At 70.0% G+C, this 21304-nt stretch carries 13 protein-coding genes; 6 read left to right on the forward strand and 7 right to left on the reverse strand.

The features are described from left to right. Position 1: 1 nt before the first annotated feature. The 3 genes from KF903_RS06975 to KF903_RS06985 all read right to left on the reverse strand — a co-directional run bounded on the left by KF903_RS06975 (position 2) and on the right by KF903_RS06985 (position 10830). Positions 2-7870: a non-ribosomal peptide synthetase/type I polyketide synthase gene (locus tag KF903_RS06975; RefSeq protein WP_291212941.1), complete on the reverse strand. Its 7869-nt coding sequence runs from the start codon at positions 7868-7870 to the stop codon at positions 2-4. Beyond that, positions 7867-9717, reverse strand: a complete 1851-nt coding sequence (locus KF903_RS06980) for a non-ribosomal peptide synthetase (protein ID WP_291212944.1) — start codon at positions 9715-9717, stop codon at positions 7867-7869. Before KF903_RS06980 ends, KF903_RS06975 begins: the two co-directional genes overlap by 4 nt. A gap of 186 nt (positions 9718-9903) precedes the next feature. Continuing rightward, the gene (locus KF903_RS06985) at positions 9904-10830 is read right to left on the reverse strand and encodes a cupin-like domain-containing protein (RefSeq protein ID WP_291212947.1); all 927 of its coding nucleotides are present in this window, start codon (positions 10828-10830) and stop codon (positions 9904-9906) included. Positions 10831-11108: 278 nt separating this feature from the next. Here KF903_RS06985 and KF903_RS06990 point away from each other — a divergent pair, with 278 nt between their 5' ends. Continuing rightward, the gene (locus KF903_RS06990; RefSeq protein ID WP_291212950.1) at positions 11109-11774 is read left to right on the forward strand and encodes a J domain-containing protein; all 666 of its coding nucleotides are present in this window, start codon (positions 11109-11111) and stop codon (positions 11772-11774) included. A gap of 6 nt (positions 11775-11780) precedes the next feature. Here KF903_RS06990 and KF903_RS06995 read toward each other — a convergent pair whose 3' ends face one another. Continuing rightward, a complete protein-coding gene (locus tag KF903_RS06995) occupies positions 11781-13199 on the reverse strand; it encodes a TIGR03013 family XrtA/PEP-CTERM system glycosyltransferase (protein ID WP_291212954.1) in 1419 nt (472 codons plus the stop codon). A gap of 270 nt (positions 13200-13469) precedes the next feature. Between KF903_RS06995 and glmS the strand changes: the two genes are divergently transcribed. After that, a complete protein-coding gene (glmS, locus tag KF903_RS07000; RefSeq protein WP_291212956.1) occupies positions 13470-15302 on the forward strand; it encodes a glutamine--fructose-6-phosphate transaminase (isomerizing) in 1833 nt (610 codons plus the stop codon). Continuing rightward, the gene (locus KF903_RS07005; protein ID WP_291212959.1) at positions 15299-16072 is read left to right on the forward strand and encodes a uracil-DNA glycosylase family protein; all 774 of its coding nucleotides are present in this window, start codon (positions 15299-15301) and stop codon (positions 16070-16072) included. Before glmS ends, KF903_RS07005 begins: the two co-directional genes overlap by 4 nt. Before the next feature lie 316 nt (positions 16073-16388). Here KF903_RS07005 and KF903_RS07010 read toward each other — a convergent pair whose 3' ends face one another. The 3 genes from KF903_RS07010 to KF903_RS07020 form a co-directional block, all read right to left on the reverse strand. Then, positions 16389-17942 carry a hypothetical protein gene (locus KF903_RS07010; RefSeq protein ID WP_291212962.1) on the reverse strand — a complete coding sequence of 518 codons (1554 nt, stop codon included), beginning with the start codon at positions 17940-17942 and terminating at the stop codon, positions 16389-16391. Continuing rightward, positions 17939-18136, reverse strand: coding sequence for a hypothetical protein (locus KF903_RS07015; RefSeq protein ID WP_291212965.1), 198 nt, complete (start codon positions 18134-18136; stop codon positions 17939-17941). Before KF903_RS07015 ends, KF903_RS07010 begins: the two co-directional genes overlap by 4 nt. Positions 18137-18580: 444 nt before the next feature. Then, positions 18581-19114: a DUF3011 domain-containing protein gene (locus tag KF903_RS07020; RefSeq protein ID WP_291212968.1), complete on the reverse strand. Its 534-nt coding sequence runs from the start codon at positions 19112-19114 to the stop codon at positions 18581-18583. A 308-nt stretch (positions 19115-19422) separates the two neighbouring features. On the opposite strand from KF903_RS07020, the gene KF903_RS07025 reads away from it, so the two are divergent. From KF903_RS07025 to KF903_RS07035, 3 genes are read left to right on the forward strand one after another with little or no spacing between them, the layout of a single operon-like run. After that, complete coding sequence (locus KF903_RS07025; protein ID WP_291212970.1) at positions 19423-20217, forward strand: hypothetical protein; 795 nt, start codon at positions 19423-19425, stop codon at positions 20215-20217. Continuing rightward, positions 20183-20722, forward strand: a complete 540-nt coding sequence (locus KF903_RS07030; RefSeq protein ID WP_291212971.1) for a hypothetical protein — start codon at positions 20183-20185, stop codon at positions 20720-20722. Before KF903_RS07025 ends, KF903_RS07030 begins: the two co-directional genes overlap by 35 nt. Positions 20723-20726: 4 nt before the next feature. After that, on the forward strand, positions 20727-21137 hold the full coding sequence (locus tag KF903_RS07035; protein ID WP_291212974.1) for a hypothetical protein: 411 nt from the start codon (positions 20727-20729) through the stop codon (positions 21135-21137). Positions 21138-21304 lie beyond the last annotated feature (167 nt).

The following is a 21304-nucleotide window of genomic DNA, read 5'->3' on the forward strand; positions in this document are numbered from 1 at the left end:
GTCATCCGGTGCGCCTCGCGCCGATCCAGCCGCGCAGGCGCGACAGCCAGCCGCCGCGCAGCGTCGCCGACTCCTGCGGCAGCGCCGTCGCGATGCTGGCCAGCGTACCGGTGGCGATCGCCAGCACGTTGAGGCGCGTGCCGGTCTCGCGTTCCACGCGCGCGAGCATGTCGACCGCCAGCAGCGAATCGCCACCGAGGTCGAAGAAGTTGTCGTCGGCCTGCACCGCGGCGACACCGATCAGCTCGCACCACAGCGCGGCAAGATAGGTCTCGCGCGCGTCGACCACGGCAGCGGCCGGCGCGGCGGCCGGCGCGGCCTGCTCGGCTGGTGGCGGCAAGGCCTTACGGTCGATCTTGCCGTTGGGCGTCGTCGGCATCGATTCGACGACGACGATGTGACTGGGGCGCATGTAGGCCGGCAAGGTGTCGCGCAGGCGCTCGCGCAGGCGCGTGGCGAGGTCGCCGAAGCGGTCGCGCGCGGTCACGTACAGCACGAGCCGCTGGTCGTGCGGGCCGAACTCGCGCACCGCCGCGGCGGCCTCGCGCACGAGCGGATCTTCGTGCGCGGCGGCCTCGATGTCGCCAAGCTCGACGCGAAAGCCGCGGACCTTGACCTGGTCGTCGATGCGGCCATGGAACTGCAGCACGCCGTCGCGCAGGCTGCCGGCATCCCCGGTGCGGTACATGCGGCTGCCGTCGGCCGCGAACGGGTCGGCGCGGAAACGCTCGGCCGTTAGGTCGGGGCGGTTGAGGTAACCGTCGGCGACACCGTCGCCGCCGATCCAGATCTCGCCGCGCTCGCCGGGCGCGACCGCCTGCCCCGCGGCATCGAGCACATGGATGCGGGTGTTGGCGATCGGCCGCCCCAACGGCACCGGATCCTCGTCGGCGACGACACGATGCAGCGTCGACCAGATCGTGGTCTCGGTGGGACCGTACATGTTCCACAACTGGCGGCAATGCGGCAGCACGAGACTGGCCAGGTCACGCGGCATCGCCTCGCCGCCGACCAGCAGCCGCAGGCCGGCCACCGCCTCGCCCGCGTCACCCTCGCACAGCAGCCGCAGCAGGGTCGGCGTGGTCTGCAGCACGCTGGCGCCGCAGTCCTTGAACAGCGCTCGCGCCTGCTGCGGATCGCGCACCTGCGCCTCGCTGGCGATGTGCACGCGCGCGCCGCAGATCAGCGGCAGGTACAGCTCCAGCCCGGCGATGTCGAACGACAGCGTGGTCACCGCGCAGATCACATCGTCGGCGTCGAAGCCCGGCTGCTCGCGCATCGAGCACAGGAAATTGACGAGATTGCGGTGCAGGATGCGCACCCCCTTGGGTTCGCCGGTCGAGCCCGACGTGAACAGCACGTAGGCGAGATCGGCGCCACTCACGGCCGGCAGCGGCGTCACCGCCGCGGCCCGGCGCAGCTCGCCGTCGCCGAACGCGACCAGCGCGATGCCGGGTCCACTCACCGCATCCGGTACGGCTTCGCCGTCGAGCACCACCACGTGCCGCAACGCGGCACGCTCGGCCATGAGCTGCAGGCGCTTGGCGGGGAACGCCGCGTCGAGCGGCACGTAGGCTGCACCGGCGCGCAGGATCCCGAGCGCTGCCGCCAGCATCGCGCAGCGCCGCGGCATGCAGATGCCGACCAGCTCGCCGCGGCCCACGCCACTGGCGAGAAGTCGCGCCGCCACCTGCGCGCTGGCATGCCACAACTGCGCGTAGCTGTAGCTTGCGCCCGCATCCGATACCGCAATGCGGTCGGGCGTGGCCTGCACCTGCGCCGCGATCAGATCGAGCAGCGAACCGGTGTCCGGCCGCGGCGCCGGTGCCGCTGGCGTGGCCGTGGCGACGGCCGCTGCCGGCAGCACATGCGTTGGGGTTTGCATGGCGACCTCCTCGAGCAGGCGCTCGTACTGGGCGATCCAGCGCTGGATCGTCGCCGTTTGATACAACGCGGTCCGGTAGTGCAGATCCAGCGTGAGCTGGCGACCGTCGTCATTGAGGTTGAAGAACAGGTTCCACAACAGCGCCACGTGCGGGCAATCGCGCCAGCGCGTGACCAGCCCACTGAACTGCGGCGCGCGCACGCGCGGATTGAGATTGAAGATCACATCGGCCAGCGCGCCACGCGCGCCACGCCGGCGCAGCGCGCGCGCGCGCACGATCGTCAGCAGGCTGAGGTCCTGATGCTCGGCGGCATCGAGCAACGCGGCCTGGGCACCGGCCACGGCCGCGTCGATGCCATCGTGCGCCGCGATGCGCAGCCGCAGCGGCAGCGTGTTGACGCCATCGCCGATCAACGCGCCGCTGCCGGCCAGCGCCTGCCCCGCGAACGGCACGGCCACCGCGAAGTCGCGCTGGCCCGACAGGCGCGCGAGGAACAGGCCGAAGGCGCCCAGCAGCAGACCGTACAGGGTCACCCCGCGACGCCTGGCCTGTGCGCGCAACGCGGTGCTCAGCTCGACGCCGAACTCGTGGCGTTCGGTGGCGGCGTCGAAGTCGCTGTCGGCGCCCGCGGTCAGGGTCGGGTCGGCCGGCAGATCCAGTGGCGCCGGCAGCTCGGCGTACAGCGCATTCCACCAGGCCAACTGCGCCGCGCCATTGCCGGCGCGCCGGGCATGCTCGGCCAGCGCGTAGGCGCGCAGGCTCTGCGCGGCCGGCAGTTGCGCCGCGTGGCCGGCGTGCGCGGCGTTGTAGCCAACCTGCAGTTCCTCGCACAGCACCGCCAGCGACCAGCCATCGAGAATGAGGTGATGGCCGATCACATGCAGGGCATGGCGTTGCGCGCCCAACCGCAGCAATGCAAAACGCAGCAGCGGCGCTTGCGTGAGATCGAACGGCGTGCGCATCTCGCGCTCGCACCAGTCCGCCAGCGCGCTCTGCGCATCAGCGCCGGCGAGATCGACCTCGCGCAGCGGCAACGGCGGCAATGCCTGCAGCACCAGGCTGCGCCCGTTGGCCGAGATGGCACAGCGGAACGCCTCGTGACGCTGCCACAGGTTGCGCAGCGCATCCTCGAGTGCGGAACGATCGAGCGTGCCGTCGAATTCGAGCAGCACCGCTTCGTTGCAGGCCAGCGCGGCGCTCGGCCCGTACTGGCAACCGAGCCATTTCTCGAGCTGGCCGTCGGTCAGCGCCACCGTCTCGGGCAGCGTGGTTGCTGCCGCTGCAGGCGCGCTGGCCGCTGCCGGCAACGCCGGCGGCGCCGCACGTGGCCGCAGCAGCCCGGCCGCGAGCAACTCGTCGAGTGCGGCGCGCACCGCCTCGTGGATGCGCTCGACCTCGACCGCGCCGTGGGCCTCGGTGAGGAAGCAATTGAACTGTTCGTACAGGTGCAGGCCGTGCCCACGCAGCGCATACCAGAACAGGCTCGCGCACGGTTGGTCCTCGTCGGCGACGATGCGCCACAACGAACTGCAGCCCACCGCCGTGAGTGGCGCTGCGCGTTGCTCGAACAATGCGTTGAGACGCGCCACGAGTTCGCCGCTGCGCGCGTTGAGCGTTTCCTGCAGTGCCGGCCCGCTGCGCTTGAGGTGCAGCAGCGCGGCGCGCGCCGCCGCCAGCGCCAACGGATGCCGCACGAAGGTGCCGGCGAAATAGGTGACACCGGCTTCGGGCACCGAGTCGTCGCCAAAGTGCCAGTCGCCGCCGTCGAGCGCATCGAGCCAGTGCGCGCTGCCGGCGATCGCCGCCAGCGGCAGACCGCCGCCGATGATCTTGCCGTAGGTGGCGATGTCGGCCCGCACGCCATAGAACGCCTGCGCGCCGCCCTGGGCCAAGCGGAATCCGGTGATGACCTCGTCGAAGATCAGCGCACAGCCGGCCTCGTCGCAGATCGCGCGCAAGGCCTGCACGAAGGCGCGTGGCTGCAGCGTCGGGTTCCTGCCCTGCACCGGCTCGATCATGATCGCGGCCAGCTCGTGGCCGCGCTCGCGCAGCACCTGGAGCGCGGCATCGCTGCCATAGTCGAGCACGAGCACGTTCTCGACCGCGCTGGCAAGGATGCCCGGCGCCGCCGCGATCGAACGCAGGCTGCGCGTGCCGCGCACGATCACCTCGTCGAAGATGCCGTGGTAGGAATTGGTGAAGATCGCGATCGTGCGGCGCCCGGTCACGGTGCGCGCAATGCGCATCGCGCCCATCACCGCTTCGGATCCGGTATTGCAGAACGCCACGCGCGCCATGCCGGTCATCTCGGCGATGAGCGCCGCCACTTCGGCGGTGAGTGGATGCTGCGGCCCGATCTCGTAGCCGGCGTCGATCTGCTGATGCAGCGCGGCCGCCACGGCGCTGGGCTGGTAGCCGAGGAAATTGGCCCCGAACGCATTGAGGCAGTCGACGTACTGATTGCCGTCGAGGTCGTACAGGTACGCGCCTTGCGAGCGCTCGACGACGATCGGATAGACGAGCTCCTTCCACAGCGGGTTGAAGCCGGTCACCACGCGCGGATCGGCCATGCACGCGCGGTTGTGCTCGGCGAACGCCTTCGAACGCGCCGTGCGCGCGTTGTAGCGCTGCGTGAAGTCGTCGATCCAGGCGTGCTGCGCCGGCGTCAGGGCCAGCTCGCGCTGGCGCGTGATGCGCGCACTGGCGCCGAACGGGCGCGCACCAAGATCGGCCGGCAGCGCGTCGGCGCCGGCTGCCGGGGGCGGCGCGGTGGCGACCGCGGGCGTGGCCACGCTCGGCGACGGTGCTGCCACGGCGGGCGCGGCAGCGCCGGCCAGCCGTGCCAGCAACTGCATCTGCTGCTGCATGAGCGCCTGCTGGCTGCGCAGCAGATCGAGCAGGTCGGCGGGCGCGGTGGCGGTGGCGGTGGTCGCAGACGGCGCCGCAATGGGTGTCGGAGTTGGCGTCGGCATTGCTGCCGGCGCCAGCGCGGCCACGACCGGCTGTGGCCGCGTCGAGGCAATGAAGCCAGCGAGACTGGCAATGCTGTCGAGGTCCTCCAGCAGGCGCCGGAATTTGAGCTTGACGCCATGCTGGCGCTCGAGTTCGAGCGCGGCCTGGGTCAGCGACAGCGAATCGAGCCCGAGCTCGAGGAAACTGTTGGTGTCATGGCTGGCGTCGATGCGCTCGCCCGTCAGCGACTCGACCAGCGCACGCAGTTGCACGCGCAGCGCGGCATCGGCGGCCGCCGGCGCGACCGTGTCGGCGGTCGTGTCGGCGGTCGCGGTCGTGGTCACGGGAGCTGCGGGTGTGGGCTGGACTTCGTTCATGCTGACTTCCTCTGTCGCACCGCGCACGGGCAACGGTGGGTCGATCCAATGGCGCTGGCCGCCGAACGGATAGGTTGGCAAACCGATGCGGCGACGGCCCTGGCCGGCGTAGCGCAGGCTCCAGTCGGGCGTGGCACCGGCCACCCAGCAGGCACCCAGCGCGGCGGCAAAATGTTCGGCGTCGCTGCCGGGTTTGGCGGCCGGGCCGAGTGTGGCCACGGCCTGCGCGTCGCCGCCGAGCTGGCTGCGCACGAAGCTGGTCAATGCGTGCGAGGGCCCGGCCTCGATGAACAGGCTGACACCGTCGGCCGTCGCCGCGGCGATGGCGCTGGCAAACTGCACCGGCTGACGCAGCTGGCGGCACCAGTAGGCGACGCTGGTCGCCTCCTGCGCGGTGATCGGCGCGCCGCTGACGCAGGAATGGAACGGCCGCGTCGGCGCCGCCAGCGACAGGCCGGCGAACGCACGCTCGAACGGCTCCAGCGCGCCTGCCATCAGCGCGCTGTGGAAGGCATGGCTGACCTTGAGCCGCGTGCTGGCGACATGCTGCGCGGTGAGCCGCTGCGCGAGGTCGTCGATGGCGGCGCCAGTGCCCGCCACCACGCACAGTTCGGGCGCATTGTGCGCGGCAAGGTCGAGTCCGGCGCCGAGCTGCGCGGCGATCGCGGCCGGCGCCGCGCGCACCGCCAGCATCGCACCGGTCGGCTGCGCCTGCATCGCGGCGCCGCGCGCACACACGAGCATCACGGCCTGTTCGAGCGTGAACACGCCGGCCAGCGTGGCCGCGACGTACTCGCCACTGCTGTGACCGATGAGGACATCGGCGACGATGCCGCAGCTTTCCCACAGCCGCGCCAATGCGTATTCGACTGCAAACAACGCCGGCTGGGTGTAGCGCGTCTGTGCCAGGCGCTCGGCGGCAGCGGTCGCCTGCGCAGGCGGCGGCAGGATCAGGGCGCGCAGGTCGCAGCCCAGGTGCGGACCGGCCAGCGCACAGCAGCGCTCGAACTCGGCCGCGAACACCGGTTCGGTCGCCACCAGTTCGCGTGCCATGTCGACATGCTGCGAGCCCTGACCCGGGAACAGCAGCGCGATCTTGCGGTGACGCGCGGTCTGCGGCGCGAGCTGCGCCAGCGCGCTGGCCGCCTGCGCGGCATCACGCGCGACTACGGCGCCGCGCACCGCCAGCTCGCGGCGGCCGAGTGCAAGCGTGGCGGCGATGTCGGGCAGCTGCGCCTCGCTGGCGTGTTCCAGATGCTGCGCGAGTTGCTGCGCCCGGCGTTGCAGGGCGGCTTCATCGTGCGCCGACAGCAGCAGCAGCTCGACGCCGCGCCCCGCCGCCGCGGGCGGCGCCGGTGGTGCTTCCTCGAGCACGACGTGCGCATTGGTGCCGCCGATGCCGAACGAACTCACGCCGGCGCGGCGCGGCGTGGCGCCGCGCGGCCAGGCCACCGCCTCGCGCGCAAGCCGGAACGGTGAATGGGCAAAGTCGATCTGCGGATTGGGTTGCTCGAGGTTGATCGATGGCGGGATGCGCTCGTGATACAGGGCCAGCGTCGCCTTGATGAGGCCGGCCACACCCGACGCCGCGACGAGATGACCCAGGTTGCCCTTGAGCGAACCGAGCCAGCAGGTCGCCGCTGCTGCGCCGTCGCCGCGGAAGGCACGCGTCAACGCCTCCACTTCGATCGGATCGCCCAGCAGGGTGCCGGTGCCATGCGCCTCGACGTAGCCGATCGCGCCGGCATCGAGACCGGCGCAGTCGAGCGCGAGCCGGATGGCAGCGCTTTGCCCGCGCACGCTCGGCGCGCTGAAACTGGCCTTGTCCGCGCCATCGTTGTTGACGCCCACGCCGCGGATCACCGCGTAGATCGTGTCGCCTTGCGCCAGCGCATCGGCCAGGCGCTTGAGCACGACCACGCCTGCCCCCGAGGAGAACACGGTGCCGCTGGCGTCGGCGGCGAATGGTCGGCAATGGCCGTCAGCCGACTCGATCGCGCCTTCGGCCGGCAGATAGCCCGACTCCTGCGGCACCACGAGGTTGACGCCGCCGGCCAGCGCCACGTCGCACTGCCAGCTCATGAGTCCGTACCAGGCCTGCGCCACCGCCACCAGCGAGGTCGAACAGGCCGTGTACAGGCTGATCGCCGGCCCGGTGAGGCCGAGCCGGTGCGCGACGCGAGTGGCGACGTAGTCCTTCTCGTTGGCGAGCATCGCGGCGAATTCGCCGCTGGCGGCGATGACTTCGGGATGCTCGTCGATGAGCTTGCGATAACCGTTGTTGGACGTACCGGCCCAGACGCCGATGCTGCCCTCGCTGCGCGCCGGGTCGATGCCGGCGTGTTCGAGCGCGCTCCAGCACAGCTCGAGGAAGATGCGTTGCTGTGGGTCGATCAGTTGCGCCTCGCGCGCGGGGATCCCGAACAGCGCGGCGTCGAAACGCGCGGCATCGGCGATGATGCCGCGGGCGGCCACGTAGCGCGGGTGCTCGCGCAGCTCGCGCGGCACGCGCGGCGACAGCTCGTCCGCTGCGAACCGCGTGATCGCTTCGCGACCCGCGAGCAGGTTCGCCCACAGCTCGTCGACGCTGGCCGCGCCGGGAAAGCGGCCGGCCATGCCGACGATCGCAATGCCATCCTGCGCGGGCTCGTTCATCGTCCACCTCCGCTGCGGGCGCCGAAACGGGTGAACGCGGCGCGCCGCGCGGCCGCACGGGCCGGGTCGGCCTCGCTGCCGCCCGCGGCCGCTGCCGGCGCCGCCAGCACGGCCGCCTGCGCCGCGATCGTCGGATGTTCGTAGATCTGTGCCGCGCCAAGTACGTGACCGTGCCGGCGCAGTTCGGTCAGCGCGGCGACCACGAGCAGCGAACGCGCACCGTGGTCGAACAGGTTGGCGTGCACGTCGAGCCGCGCCACCCCGAGCAGGTGTTGCCACAGTTCGCGCAACTGCTCCACCAGCGGCGCGTCCTCGCGCCATTGCAGCGGCTCGGTCGCGCTTGTCGCGGCGAGTGCGCGGCGATCGACCTTGCCGCTGGCCGTGAGCGGCAGCGCGGCGTGCATGAGTACCGCCTGCGGCACGAGGTAGGCGGCCAGGCTGGCGGCACAGTGTGCCTGCAGCGCGAGAGCGAGCGCGTGCGGATCGGCGTGGGCATCGCGCGCCACCACGTGCGCGACGAGGCGCCGCCCGGCCGGTGCGTCGCAGGCCACCACCACGGCGGCGGCCACCGCATCGTGGTCGGCCAGCACGGCCTCGACCTCGGCCGGCTCGATGCGGAAGCCGTCGATCTTGATCTGGTCGTCGAGCCGTCCCAGGCAATCGAGCACGCCGCCGCCGACATCGCGCACGCGATCGCCGCTGCGATACCAGCGCGTGCCATCGAGCAGGATGAAGCGCTCGGCGGTGAGCTCGGGGCGGTGGATGTAACCGGCGGCCAGACAGGCGCCGCCAAGCAGCAGCTCGCCTTCCGCGCCGGCAGCCACCTCGACCAGCGCGGCATCGACGATGCGCGTGCGCACGTGCGGCAGCGCGCGGCCGATCGGCGGCGCCGCCGGCCACTGCGCGGGATCGCCGTCGAGCTCGTGGGCGGTCACGACATGGGTTTCGGTCGGACCATAATGGTTGTGCAGCACGGCGCCCGGCAATGCCACGAACAGCGCGCGGATCGCCGGCGTGACGTGCAAGGGTTCACCGGCGGTGATGATGTCGCGCAGCGCGGCCGGCAGCACGCCGCCAGCGGCTACGGCCTCGGCCAGCGCCTGCAGCGCGACATGCGGCACGAACAGGCGTTCGATGCGCTCGCGCGCCAGCAGCGCCAGCAGCGCGTAGGGATCGCGCCGCTCGGCGTCGCTCGGCAACACGAGGCAGCCGCCTGCGGCAAGCGTGGTGAAAATTTCCTGGAACGAGACGTCGAAACCGAGCGGCGCGAACTGCAGCGTGCGGGCGCCGTGGCCCAGACGCGGATGCTGCAGGTGCCAGGCCAACAGCCCGGCCAGCGCGGCGCTGCGCATGGCCACGCCCTTGGGCCGGCCGGTCGAACCCGAGGTGAACAGCACATAGGCCAGTTCGCCCGCCGTCAGCTCCGGCACGACCGCGACCGTGATGGCCGCGGCCGGCTCGATGCGTGCGATGCCGGTCGGCGCCTGCGCGGTGGCGCTGGCGTAAAAGCAGCGCGGCGCCGCATCGTCGAGCATCGCGGCGAGCCGCGCCGGGGGAAAGTCCAGATCGAGCGGCAGATAGGCCGCGCCGCAGGCGATGCAGGCGAGCATGGCAGCGATGGTTTCGATCGCGCGCTCGGCCGGCAGCGCCACCACGTCACCACACTGCACTCCGGCGGCGCGCAGCGCAGCCGTATGCGCCGCGACGCGCGCGAGCAGTTGCGCGTGACTGAGCTGCAACTCGCCCGCACGCAGCGCCGGCGCGCTCGAACCGGCCTGCGCCAACCACGGCGCAAGCAGGCTGTCGGCGCCGCCCGGGCGTGGCGGCAAGACGCTGGCAACGCCCATCACACGCTCCATCGCAACGGACATGCAGTGCGTCGCGGCAACCGCATGGCAGCGCAGCCGATCACTGCGCAGCGACCAATCGCCTGCGCGGCCACCACGCGGCCGTGCCGCGCGCGCGCAGCCCGATCGTTGCTCATGGCCATGGTCATCGTCGCTGGCTGCATCGCGATTGATCCGGTATTTGCCTCAATGCACACGCGGCACGCCCCAATCGGCGCCGCGGTTGGCGCCGAAGCGTTCGGTCACGCCGAACAGCGGACCGAGCGCCGCGAGGTAGGCGCCAAGCCAGCCTGCACGGGCCCGGTGCCCCTTGCGGCGCTCCTCGGCGACCACGTCGCGGGTGAACTCGCGCCAGTTGCTCGCTTCGAGCTGGTCGAAGGCGACCGTGATATTCATGTTGATGCAACGCGTGATGTGCCATACGCCACACGGCACGAAGGCGGCGTCGCCGGCCTCGAGCACGACGCTGTGACGGCGCGCCTGCTGCAGCGACGGCCAGCGCTCGCGGTCATTGACGTCGTCCATGCGCGACATCCATGGCATCTGCGGATGCACGTAGAGCAGGTCTTCCTGACCGGGTTCGTAGAACGTGAACTCCTTGGCGCCGTACACCTGCGCGATCCAGGTGTGCATGTGGAGCATGTCGTAGTGCAGGTACGGAAAGCCGCTGCCGGGGCCGCCAAAGAAGATCTCGAGGTGGTTGACGAGATCGAACACGCCCTTTGGCATCAACGGACTGGTGTGGCGATTGGGCTGGCCGCAGGCCAGCCGCGGGCCGAGGTCGGGGAGCAGATCGCTGCAATCGGCCAGCGTGCAGGGGTATGGCGCCGGATGCTCGGCGTCGGAACGCAGTTGCTGGCCGACGATGTCGCCCAGCCGGTACGGGCGGCCGCGCACGCGCACGGTTCGGTCGGCGTGGTGCTCGAGGAAGAATTCCGGCGTGAAGCGATGACGCGCCGGCCAGGCTGCGAGTGCGCCGCGCACCACCACCGGCCGTCGCGGCAGCAGGTAGCGGGCGCGAAACCGCGCCGGTTCCACCTGTTCGACCTCGTCGACCCAGCCATCGCGATCGGTCGCAATCTCGTCGTTGGCCATTGCTGCCGCGATCCTCATGACTTCGCCTCTTGCGCGCGCCGTATCGATGGGCGACCGGCGCGCGAACCGCCACACCGCTGTGGTGGCACCGCCGGCGCACCTTGCGCCACCAGCAAAACGTGACGCAGTTCACAGTTTAGCGCCGCTTGCCACTGCGTGACGAGGGTGGGCGCATCAAGGGGGCGGTGCGTTCACGCGGCGGCGGCGCGACGTAGAATCGGCCAGACACCGGTGCGGGCGCGGCATTGCGGCGCCGGTTTGGGGTGCACCGCAGACGCGGATCCAGCGAGGGCGACGTGGCCACCAAGGCCGATTTCATGGCGTTGTACCAACAGCTCGGGCTGGCTCCAGGCTGTTCGCTGGACGAGCTCAAGGCCGCCTATCGACGCCGCGTTGCCGAATTGCACCCCGATCGCCACGGCGTGAGCGCCGATGCCGGCGACGCACTGCGGCTGTCCGAACTGACGGTGGCCTACAACGCCGCCAACCAGTTCCACCGTCGCTACGGGCGCCTGCCGGGCGCCGCCCACCTGGCGCCAACCACGCCCTTGCCGCGCGCAACCGCGACGCCATGGGCCGCCGGCATCGAAGCGCAGGCTGGGAAGCGCGCACGGCGCTGGCCTTGGCTGCTGCTGACGGTGGCGCTGGGGTGGGGTCTGTGGGCCGGCGGCCTGTTCGATACCGGTCAGGATGATGCTGCTGGCACCGCGCCAGCGCCCGCCGATGCCGGCCTGCCGAGCCCTGCCGTTGCCGCGACCGGCGGCCTCATCCTGCTCGGCAGCGACGCGACCACGGTGCGCGCGCTGCAGGGCCGGCCACTGATGGAAAGCGTGGAGCGCTGGGACTACGGACCTTCGTGGATCGCCTTCAGCGACGGCAAGGTCGTGGACTGGTACAGCTCGCCGCTGCGCCCGCTCAAGGTGGCCAGCGCACATCCACCGCCGACGCGACCGGCGCACTGACGCCGGTCAGCGCGCACCGCGCCCGAACAGCACCACCTCGACCGTCTGCACGAGGATGATGATGTCGAGCAGCAGGTTGTGGTTCTTGACGTAGAACAGGTCGTACTTGAGTTTCTGCTCGGCATCCTCGACCGAGGCACCGTACGGGTAGCGCAGCTGCGCCCAGCCGGCCAATCCCGGCTTCACGGCGTGACGCAGGTTGTAATAGCGGATCTGGCGGGCGAGATCGGCCACGAACTCGGGCCGCTCGGGGCGTGGTCCGATGATGCTCATGTCGCCGCGCAGCACGTTCCACAGCTGCGGCAGCTCGTCGAGCCGCGTGCGTCGGATCAGGCGCCCCACGCGCGTGATGCGGGTGTCGCCGCGCGTGGCCCAGCGCGCCACACCGTCACGTTCGGCATCGGTGCGCATGCTGCGGAACTTGATCACATCGAACACGGCGCCGTGTTCACCCACGCGCGGCTGGCGGTACAGGATCGGCGCCCGCAGGCCCGATTCGAGCACGATGGCCAGCGCCACCAGCAGCATGAACGGCCAGGTCAGCGCGAACACCAGCAGCGCGACCGTGATGTCGAACACGCGCTTGACCGCATGACGCAGCGGTGAGGTGTCAAAGCCCTCGGAAAAGACCAGCCACGACGGCTCGACCAGCGCAAGGTTGACCAGACCCCGTTCGCGCTCGAAGAACGAAGCCAGCGTGCTGACCGCGATGCCGGCCTGTTTGCAGTCGAGCAGTTCGCGCATCGGCAGGCCGCAGCGCCGATCGTCCGGGCCCACCACGATCTCGTTGACCTGCAGCGACTCGGCATAGCCGCGCAGGCTGCCCTCGACCTCGAGCACGTCCTCGGCTGCCACGCGCACGGCTTCCTCACCCATGCGCACGTAGCCGAGCACGAGGAATCCGCGGCGATCGCTGCGCCGGCGCATGCGCTGCGGAATCGCGGCGGCCTGTTCGCCGGCGCCGAGCACGAGGACGCGACGCTTGAGCAGGTCGATATCGATCAGCCGCGCGAACAGCAAGCGCCAGCCCTGCACCAGCAGGAAACCGAGCAGCAGCGCGATGGCGAGCACACCGCGGCCGATGGCGGCATCGGGCAGCAGGTAGTAGACGACCAGCAGGCCTGCCAGACCAATCGCGAAGCCGACCAGTTGGCGCGCGGCAAGGCCGAACCAGCTCTCGCGCAGATGCTGCTGATACAGGCCCAACGCCGCCATGCCGATCATCAGCGCCAGCGCGAACAGCGCCGCCCGCGGCCACAGCCATGGCATGAAGTCCGCCAACCCACCCGCGTTGCCGAGGTAGCGCAGGTGCGCGGCCAAGGCCACCGCGCAGCTCAGCAAGGCGAACTCGACCAGCGCCAGCAGGGCCAGCCAGCGAATCGACTGCCGGCGCAGCAATTGCCACATTCCGGTGTTTCGCTCCATCGTGTTGGCCTCCGTGAACACCGGGCCTCGGTAACGCGCGTCCATCAACTTGATTCCTTCAGTCGAATCCGCCTCGTGACCGGGCCGGTGGCGACGACGGCGTGCCGGCGGCTCTTCGCTGGCGCATTGCGCCACGTGCGCGCACTGGGGCCGGCGTGATCGGTTGTCTTCACCCGTCACTCAGCCGCCGTGGGTTTATCATCTTGGCAGTGCCCGGCCGTGTCGGCAAGGACGCAGCCGCCCCACCCGCTCCCCTGCAAGGATCACCCCATGTGTGGAATCGTCGCCGCCAGCGCACGTCGTGACGTCGTGTCGACCCTGTTCGATGGCCTCAAGGCGCTGGAATACCGCGGCTACGACTCGGCCGGTGTCTGCGTGCTGCAGGACGGCGTGCTGGCGCGACTGCGCGCCGCCGGCAAGGTACGCGAGCTCGAGGCGCTGCAGGCGCGCGCGCCCGTGCACGGCAGCAGCGGCATCGCCCACACGCGCTGGGCCACCCATGGCGCGCCCAACACGGCCAACGCGCATCCGCACGTGTCCAACGAGCGCATCGCGCTCGTCCACAACGGCATCATCGAGAACCATGCCGCCCTGCGCGAGGAACTCACCGCCGCCGGCTACCGGTTCAGCTCGCAGACCGACACCGAAGTCGTGGCGCACCTCATCGATCACGCCATCGCCGCCGGCGCCAGCCTGCGCGAGGCGGTCCTGGCGGCAGTCGCGCGCCTGCACGGCGCCTACGCGATCGCGGTGATGAACCGCGACGAACCCGGCCGCATCGTCGGCGCGCGCCGCGGCAGCCCGCTCGTGCTCGGCGTCGGTGATGGCGAACATTTCCTCGGCTCCGACGTGCAGGCGCTGATCCGTCACACCAATCGCTTCATTTACCTCGAAGAAGGCGACGTGGTGCAGATCGACCAGGACCACTACGCGATCTGCGATGCCGCGGGGCAACCCGTCGAGCGTCCGCTGCGCAGGAGCGAACTCAGTGCCGACGCGGTGGAGCGCGGCGAATATCGCCACTACATGCTCAAGGAGATCTTCGAGCAACCGCGCGCGCTGGCCGACACGCTCGAAGGCCGCATCAGCGACGACCACGTGTTGCCCAACATCTTCGGCGTCGACGCCGACGCGCTGCTGGGGCGCGTGCGCCACGTGCAGATCGTCGCCTGCGGCACGAGTTTTCATGCCGGTCTCGTCGCTCGCTACTGGCTGGAGGGCATCGCCGGCATCCCGTGCAGCGTCGAGGTCGCCAGTGAATACCGCTACCGACGCGTGGTGGTGCCGCCGGGCACGCTGTTCCTGGCGGTATCGCAATCCGGCGAGACTGCCGACACGCTGGCCGCGCTGCGCGACGGCCGCAAGCGCGGCTACCTGGGATCACTGGCGATCTGCAACGTGCCCGAATCGAGCCTCGTGCGCGAGTCCGATCTCGTGCTGATGACGCGCGCCGGCCCCGAGATCGGCGTCGCCTCGACCAAGGCCTTCACCACCCAGCTCGCCGCGCTGGCGCTGCTCACGGTCGAGCTGGCGCGCCTCAACGGCATCGATGCGGGGCGCTGCGCGCAGCTCGTGCGCGAGCTGGCCACGCTGCCGCGCGTGGTCGGTGAAACGCTCGAGCTCGAACCGCGGATCGCGCAACTGGCCGAGCGCTTCGTGGCCAGACAGCATGCGCTGTTCCTCGGTCGCGGCGTGCACTACCCGGTGGCGCTGGAGGGTGCGCTCAAGCTCAAGGAAATCTCCTACATCCACGCCGAAGGCTATGCCGCCGGCGAACTCAAGCATGGCCCGCTCGCGCTGGTCGACGCCGACATGCCCGTGATCGCGGTGGCGCCCAACAACCAGTTGCTGGAAAAGCTCAAGTCCAACCTCGAGGAAGTGCGCGCACGCGGCGGCGAGCTGTTCGTGTTCGCCGACACCGACGCTGCCGTCGAGCACCCCGATGCGCGCGGCGCCGTGCTCAAGGTCGCCTCGGGCGGCAACTTCATCGCGCCGGCCGTGTTCACGGTGCCGCTGCAGATGCTGGCCTACCACGTCGCCGTGCTGCGCGGCACCGACGTCGACCAGCCGCGCAACCTCGCCAAGAGCGTGACCGTCGAGTGAGTGCGGGCAGCAACGCGACGATCCGCATCGCGCGGCGTCTCGCGCGCGACATGCAGGCGCTGCACTTCAGCACGCCGTCGCACGTGTACAACCCGCTGGTCTACACCTGGGCCGCGCACCGCGAGTACCTCAGCCGCTACGGCACGGCGCCTGGCCGCGTGCTGCTGCTGGGCATGAACCCGGGGCCCTGGGGCATGGCGCAGACCGGCGTACCGTTCGGCGACGTCGCCATGGTGCGCGACTGGTTCGACATTCCGCTGCAGCTCGGCCGCGAGTTGCCGGCGCAGCACCGCAAGTATCCGATCCTCGGCAAGGACTGCCGGCGCAGCGAGGGCAGCGGCGCGCGGCTGTGGCACTGGGCGCAGCAGCGCGTGGGCACGCCGGAGGCGTTCTTTGCCCGCTTCTTCGTCTGGAACTATTGCCCGCTGCTGTTCATCAAGGATGCGCGCAACCTCGTGCCCGAGCGCCTGGGCAGGCACGAGGGCGCAGCACTCACGCAGGCCTGCGATCGCGCGCTGGCGGACGTCTGGCGCGCGCTGCGTCCCACCGCGGTGGTCGGCATCGGCCGTTACGCACAGGCTCGCGCGCGCGCCGTGCTCGCAGCGGATGTGCAGGTGCACTACCTGCCGCATCCGAGCCCGGCCAGCCCGGCCGCCAACCGCGACTGGCCCGGCCTGGCCGAGGCCGCCCTGGAACCGTGGTTGCCGCCGTTGCGCCGCACGCGCGCATCGCCCGCCAAGCCGACACCGCGACAACCGCCCCAAGGTTGATCGCCTGCGTTGGCAGCGCAGCCCACAAGCGAGCGCCAAGCGCCGTTGGCTGCTGACGACCGACCCGAGGTCGGACCGGCCAGCGCCGCGCAAACGTGCGCGATCCGCTGACCGCAGCGGCGCCGCGCGCCAAGCCTGCACCGCGACGGTTGCGCGCGAATCAGGCCGGCCGCCGATGCATGCGGCCGCCGCGGCGCGGCAGCGGCGGCCTGCCGAAGGCGCGACCGGCCCGAGCGGGGGCGACCACGGCGGCCATTCCCGCCCGCAGGTTTGCAGACCCGCCGCGGCCCCGCAGCCTGGAGCGCGGCGACCGGCTTCAATGCGCGCGTACGTTTGCGATGGGGTAGTCGCCGTTCTGACCCCAGGGCATGTCGGCCACGGTCGAGACCGAACCTCGCACCATGAACTTCGACTCGCCCGCAGTGGCCGATGGACGCCACACCGCATAGTCGTCGAGCCCATCGCCATCATAGTCGCCGGACAACACGTAATCGGTGGCCGAGGCGCCAAACGCCACCGATGGCTGGCCCGTGCTCGTCCCCATGTCGTAGCTCGTCCACTGCACCACGCCGCCGCTGCTGGCGGTCGTGGTGATGTCATGAAGCTCATTGCCGACGTGGTTGCCCACCACGACCACATTTGAGGGCGTGCCGAAGTTGAACGTCCTGGCGATTGCGCCCGTCGTACCGTCGTAGATGCGGAATTGGGCCACGCCGCCGCCGGCGTTCGACTGGATTGCCATGTCGGCGCGGCCGTCACCGGTGTAGTCGACACCCCCCATTGCGAACGCACCGGTCTCGCCGGTCACCAGATCGCGCAGCGCGCCCGTGCTGCTCAGGCGGATCAGGGTGTGCGAGGCATCACCCGGCGCGCTTCCAGCACGATACAGTGCGAAATCGTCGATGCCGTCACCATCGTAATCGCCGATGTGGGTTGGATTGTCGCCGGTTTGGCCCATCACCTGGATCAACGGAACATCGGTAGGACGACTCGAGCGCCGCACCTTGAACGCGGCGGCGCCGGGAACCCAGACCACCGCATCGGCGATGCCGTCGCCATCGAAATCGCCGCTGGTGAAGAAATTGGTCGCGGTGCCGAAAACGAAACTCTGCACCGGCCCGGCCGCCGTGCCATCGTTGCCCTTCACGAACCAGGTCACGTCGCCATTGGCGCCGCCGCCGGTATTGCGCACCACCGTGTAGCTGGTGCGGCCGCTGCCGGTGTAGTCGGCCCACGCGCGCCGGCAATGGCCCCGCGTGGCATCGAATCCATCGCCGAAGATCGCGTCATCGAGCAAGCTGAGCCGCGCCGAATTCACGCTGCCGGTGTCCCCGCCGAAGTTATCGGGGATCGTCAGCGTCCAGGCGCCGTTGACGTCGCTGCCGCTGAGCCCGCCAAAGGCCAACGCGAGCGAAGTGCCACAGCCGCCGGACAGACCCAGCTTCGTACCCTCGGTGCTCGTGCGGTAAGGGCCGGCGGGGATGCCGAATGCGCTTGGCTGCCCGACTGCCGTGACCCACAGGTCGGCACCGGTATCGCCGAAGTCATACGTGCCATTGAAGTTGGCCGGGGTCCCGACGGCGCTTGGCCTCGATACACCAACCCGCCCGAACACGACCAGCTGCGCCTTGCCACCGGGTGACACGAGGGTGGCCTTGAGATCACCGGCCCAGGTGTGGGTGAGGCCCAGTCGCAGGTTCACGCGATCGATCGGCTGGACCATGCCCGACACGTTGAAAGTGATCGTCATCCCGGCGGGGCTGCCATCGGGAATCGGCCCGGTACCGCCGCCAATGAAATCGGCCGCAGCGGCGACCGAAGCCAGGCTGCCCGCCACTGCGGCCAGCAACAAACGGATCATGTACGTCATGCTGCACTCCCCCTCGCTGGTTGATCGCCGCCCCGAAGTGCACGCTCGCGCAACAAGGCGAACCGGCACCCCGCGCGCACCACGCGGATGTTGTCAGCACGGCGGCCCGCCTCCCCGGGCAACTTGCCGTCGCGGTAGGGCTTCTGCCGGCGCTCGGTCACGGCGTCGAGCGCGAGCTCGACCTTCGGCGTCATTGAACCTCGATCGCACGCGCGACCGGCTGCGCGCCGAGCGGAGCATCGCGTGCTCACCGGCCGACGGCCCGCGGGACCGTCAGCTCGGCAAGCGGGAGCTGTGGGTGGGTATCTGGATCGCTTGCTCGAACAACTGGCGCATGAGCCCGACCCGCGGGCACCGTTGGCCCATGCAGGACGCAGCAAAAGGCGTGCCCGCGACCCGGTTTCGATCGCCGCCCGCACCGACGGTCGCAGCGCCGAAGAAAGGCGCAGGCGCGGATCGACCAAACGCCGCGAGCTGAGCGGTACGAGTGCAGCGAAGATGGGACTGGGTACCGCAACCGCAGGCGAGCAGCCACGCGGCACGCCCGGGCGCCGGCGGTGCGACGCGTGCCGCAGGCGCATGTCGGGAAACAGCCCGCGACCACGCCGCGGGCACGGCATCAACAGCGAGTCTTGCGATCAGTACGGCGAATCGTTCGCGAACCGGCCCCGACATCCGTTGTCGACCCACATTTCACCCCGGTGGTCATAGCCGAAGTCCTCGCCGGGCGAACACGCCGAGCGCGACAACTTTTCCACCAGGCGCACGCCCTGCCAATGGCTCGGGATCGAACATTTCATCATCTCGCCGTTCGAACTGGCGCACTCGACAACGCCATCATCGTCCGATGGCGAGTCATAACCACCGCCGCCCTGCTCACGGATCAGCGCAAACTGTCCGCGACAGCCATTGGACACCCACACTGCCGGATCACCCTGGTCGAAGCCCCAGGTCTCACCTTCGACACAAGCCGCGCGCGACAGCTGCTGGATGAGCCGCGCGCCTGCGAAACCGCGGGCCGGACAGCGATGTTCCGCACCACCCGAGCTGTCACACTCGATGCTACTGCCGCCTCCCGACGAATATCCCTGCGGCCCATACCCGTTGGCGGCCCATGCCGCAGCAGGAATGCAGAAGGTGGCGACCGCAACCATGACCTGTACGCGACGCATGCTGAAGTCCTCCCTTGGCAATGTTGCGATGCGAAGTCGGTTGCCATCCGCGACGCGCGACGGATCTGACGTCGAATGCGGCACCGGCGCGCCGAGCATAACATCACGTGTTGCTTCCGCCGTCGGGGTGGGCACGCGGCCCGCGCGGCATGACGGCGCGGAGCCGACGCACAACCGGGATCGGCCCAGCGTGCGAACGAACCCGAGCAGCGATTTCCCTGATGTCGGATACTGTTGGCACCCGGAACCGGGCCGATGACATGCCAACCGCACAGCATGAGACGAATCCCATGAGAATGGCTGCCACCTTGATCTTCATCCTGCTCGCCGCCGAATTGTTCGCGGGGCCGGCGAATGCCGCCTCGCGGCTGGGCGAGAGCTGCGATCTGTCCGTCCTCGGCGTTGGTGACACCACCGACTTTTACCGCTTCGACAACACGCTGCGCGAGGCCGTCACCGCACGCGATGCGGCAGCACTCGCGCCGCTGGTCGATTACCCGGTTCGCCTCAACTACAAGGACGGTGGCCATGTCGAGGTCCACGATGCGGCCGCCCTGCGCGAGCGCTACGCCGGCGGCTTGTGGCCCGTCCTGCAGGACGCCGTAATCGGGCAGCAGCCGGGCGAGCTGTTCTGCAATGCGGACGGCGTGATGTACGGCGATGGCACGGTGTGGGTCAACCTCGTCGGCCGCGCCGCAGTGTTCCGGATCACCGCGCTCAATCTTCCCGGGCATGCGCCGGCGCAGGGCACGCCGGCCGAGGCCGCAGCGGCCCGCGCCGCGGGCGGCAACAAGGTGCTTCTCGCGTGCGACACCAACAAGTTCCACATCGTGATCGACGCCGGGGCGGACGACCAGCCGCGCTACCGTTCCTGGAACCAACCCAACCTGCCGCCGGCTGATCCGGCGATGAACCTCATCGGCGATGAGAGCCGCGAAGGCACGGGCATGTGTTCGCATCGGATCTGGCATTTCCGCAACGGCAACACCGACTACGTCGTCAGCGAGCCGGGTTGCACCAATGACGAAGTGCCGTCGAACGCCAAAGCCCAGTTGACGGTCCAGACCCATGGCAGAACGCAACTGGAATCATGGTGTCACTGATCCGGAGGTCCAGATGAAATCCGTACGTCATGGGTTGTACGCCCTCGCCGCTGCGCTCTGCGGCACGCTCGCTGCCGCATCCGCGAACGAGCCGCTCGACTTCAACGTGAGCGTGACCCTGTCGCCCAAGGCGGCCGCAAAGTTGCAGGCGACGCACGAAGGCATCACTGCCAGTGCAAGCTACTACGGCGACCCGACTCCGGCGGCTGCCAAGCACGCCGACGAAGTGGGCCATATCGACCTCGGCAACGAGCAGGTCGCGGCGCCCGGCAGTGCGGGCCCGGTCCACTTCAGCGGCGGCAACGTCGCGACCGATCGCCTCGGCTGGATCCAGGGTGGCGTGAAGGTGAACGTCAACGTGTTTTCCTCCCGCCACAGCGATCCGGACAACATCCTGGCCTGCGATTTCATCGACGGCAGCCTTGCCGCCGTCATCAAGGCGCAACCCGTCACCATCCACTGCGGCCTGATCGCGGAAAACCTCGAAACCCGGATGAAACCGTAACCCCATGAGGCGACTCCTCACACTTGCAGTTGCCGCTTGCATCTGCGGCCAGGCACACGCCGATCCGGACGACTTTCGTTGCTTCGTATCGATTGGCCATCAGCCACCGATCCGGCTGGAAATCGAGTTCACGAACGCCAACGCTGGCTACGTCACCTACGAACATGGCCATGGCCGGATCCCCGTCGCGCTGACCGACGACAAGAGCGCCCTTTCCCCGCGCGATCGCCCCGGCGAGGCGACGATGCGCTGGCGGGAAGATGCGACGGTGGGCGCCGGCGGCGAATACGTGATGACCAGCGAGGGCGCGCGCGTCGCCGACTTCCGCTACATCCGCAACAAGGACGGCAAGATCTTCCGCTTCGAAGAAGACCTGCAGGCATCCGGCGAAAACGCCTGCACGTGGAACAAGTGAAGCCATAGGCCGACTGCGGCCACACCTGCCGTCGATCGCCTCGCGTTGCCGCGCCTGTCGCGGCTGAAGACGGCCGCCGGGTCGCTTCGCCCTAACGCGCTCGGCGCCGGTGCGGCGGGCTCGGGCGCACGATTGCTGCCTGGATCAGTAGGCCGGCGGCGCGGCCA

It is taken from the genome of Dokdonella sp. (assembly GCF_019634845.1).
Taxonomy (GTDB): domain Bacteria; phylum Pseudomonadota; class Gammaproteobacteria; order Xanthomonadales; family Rhodanobacteraceae; genus Dokdonella_A.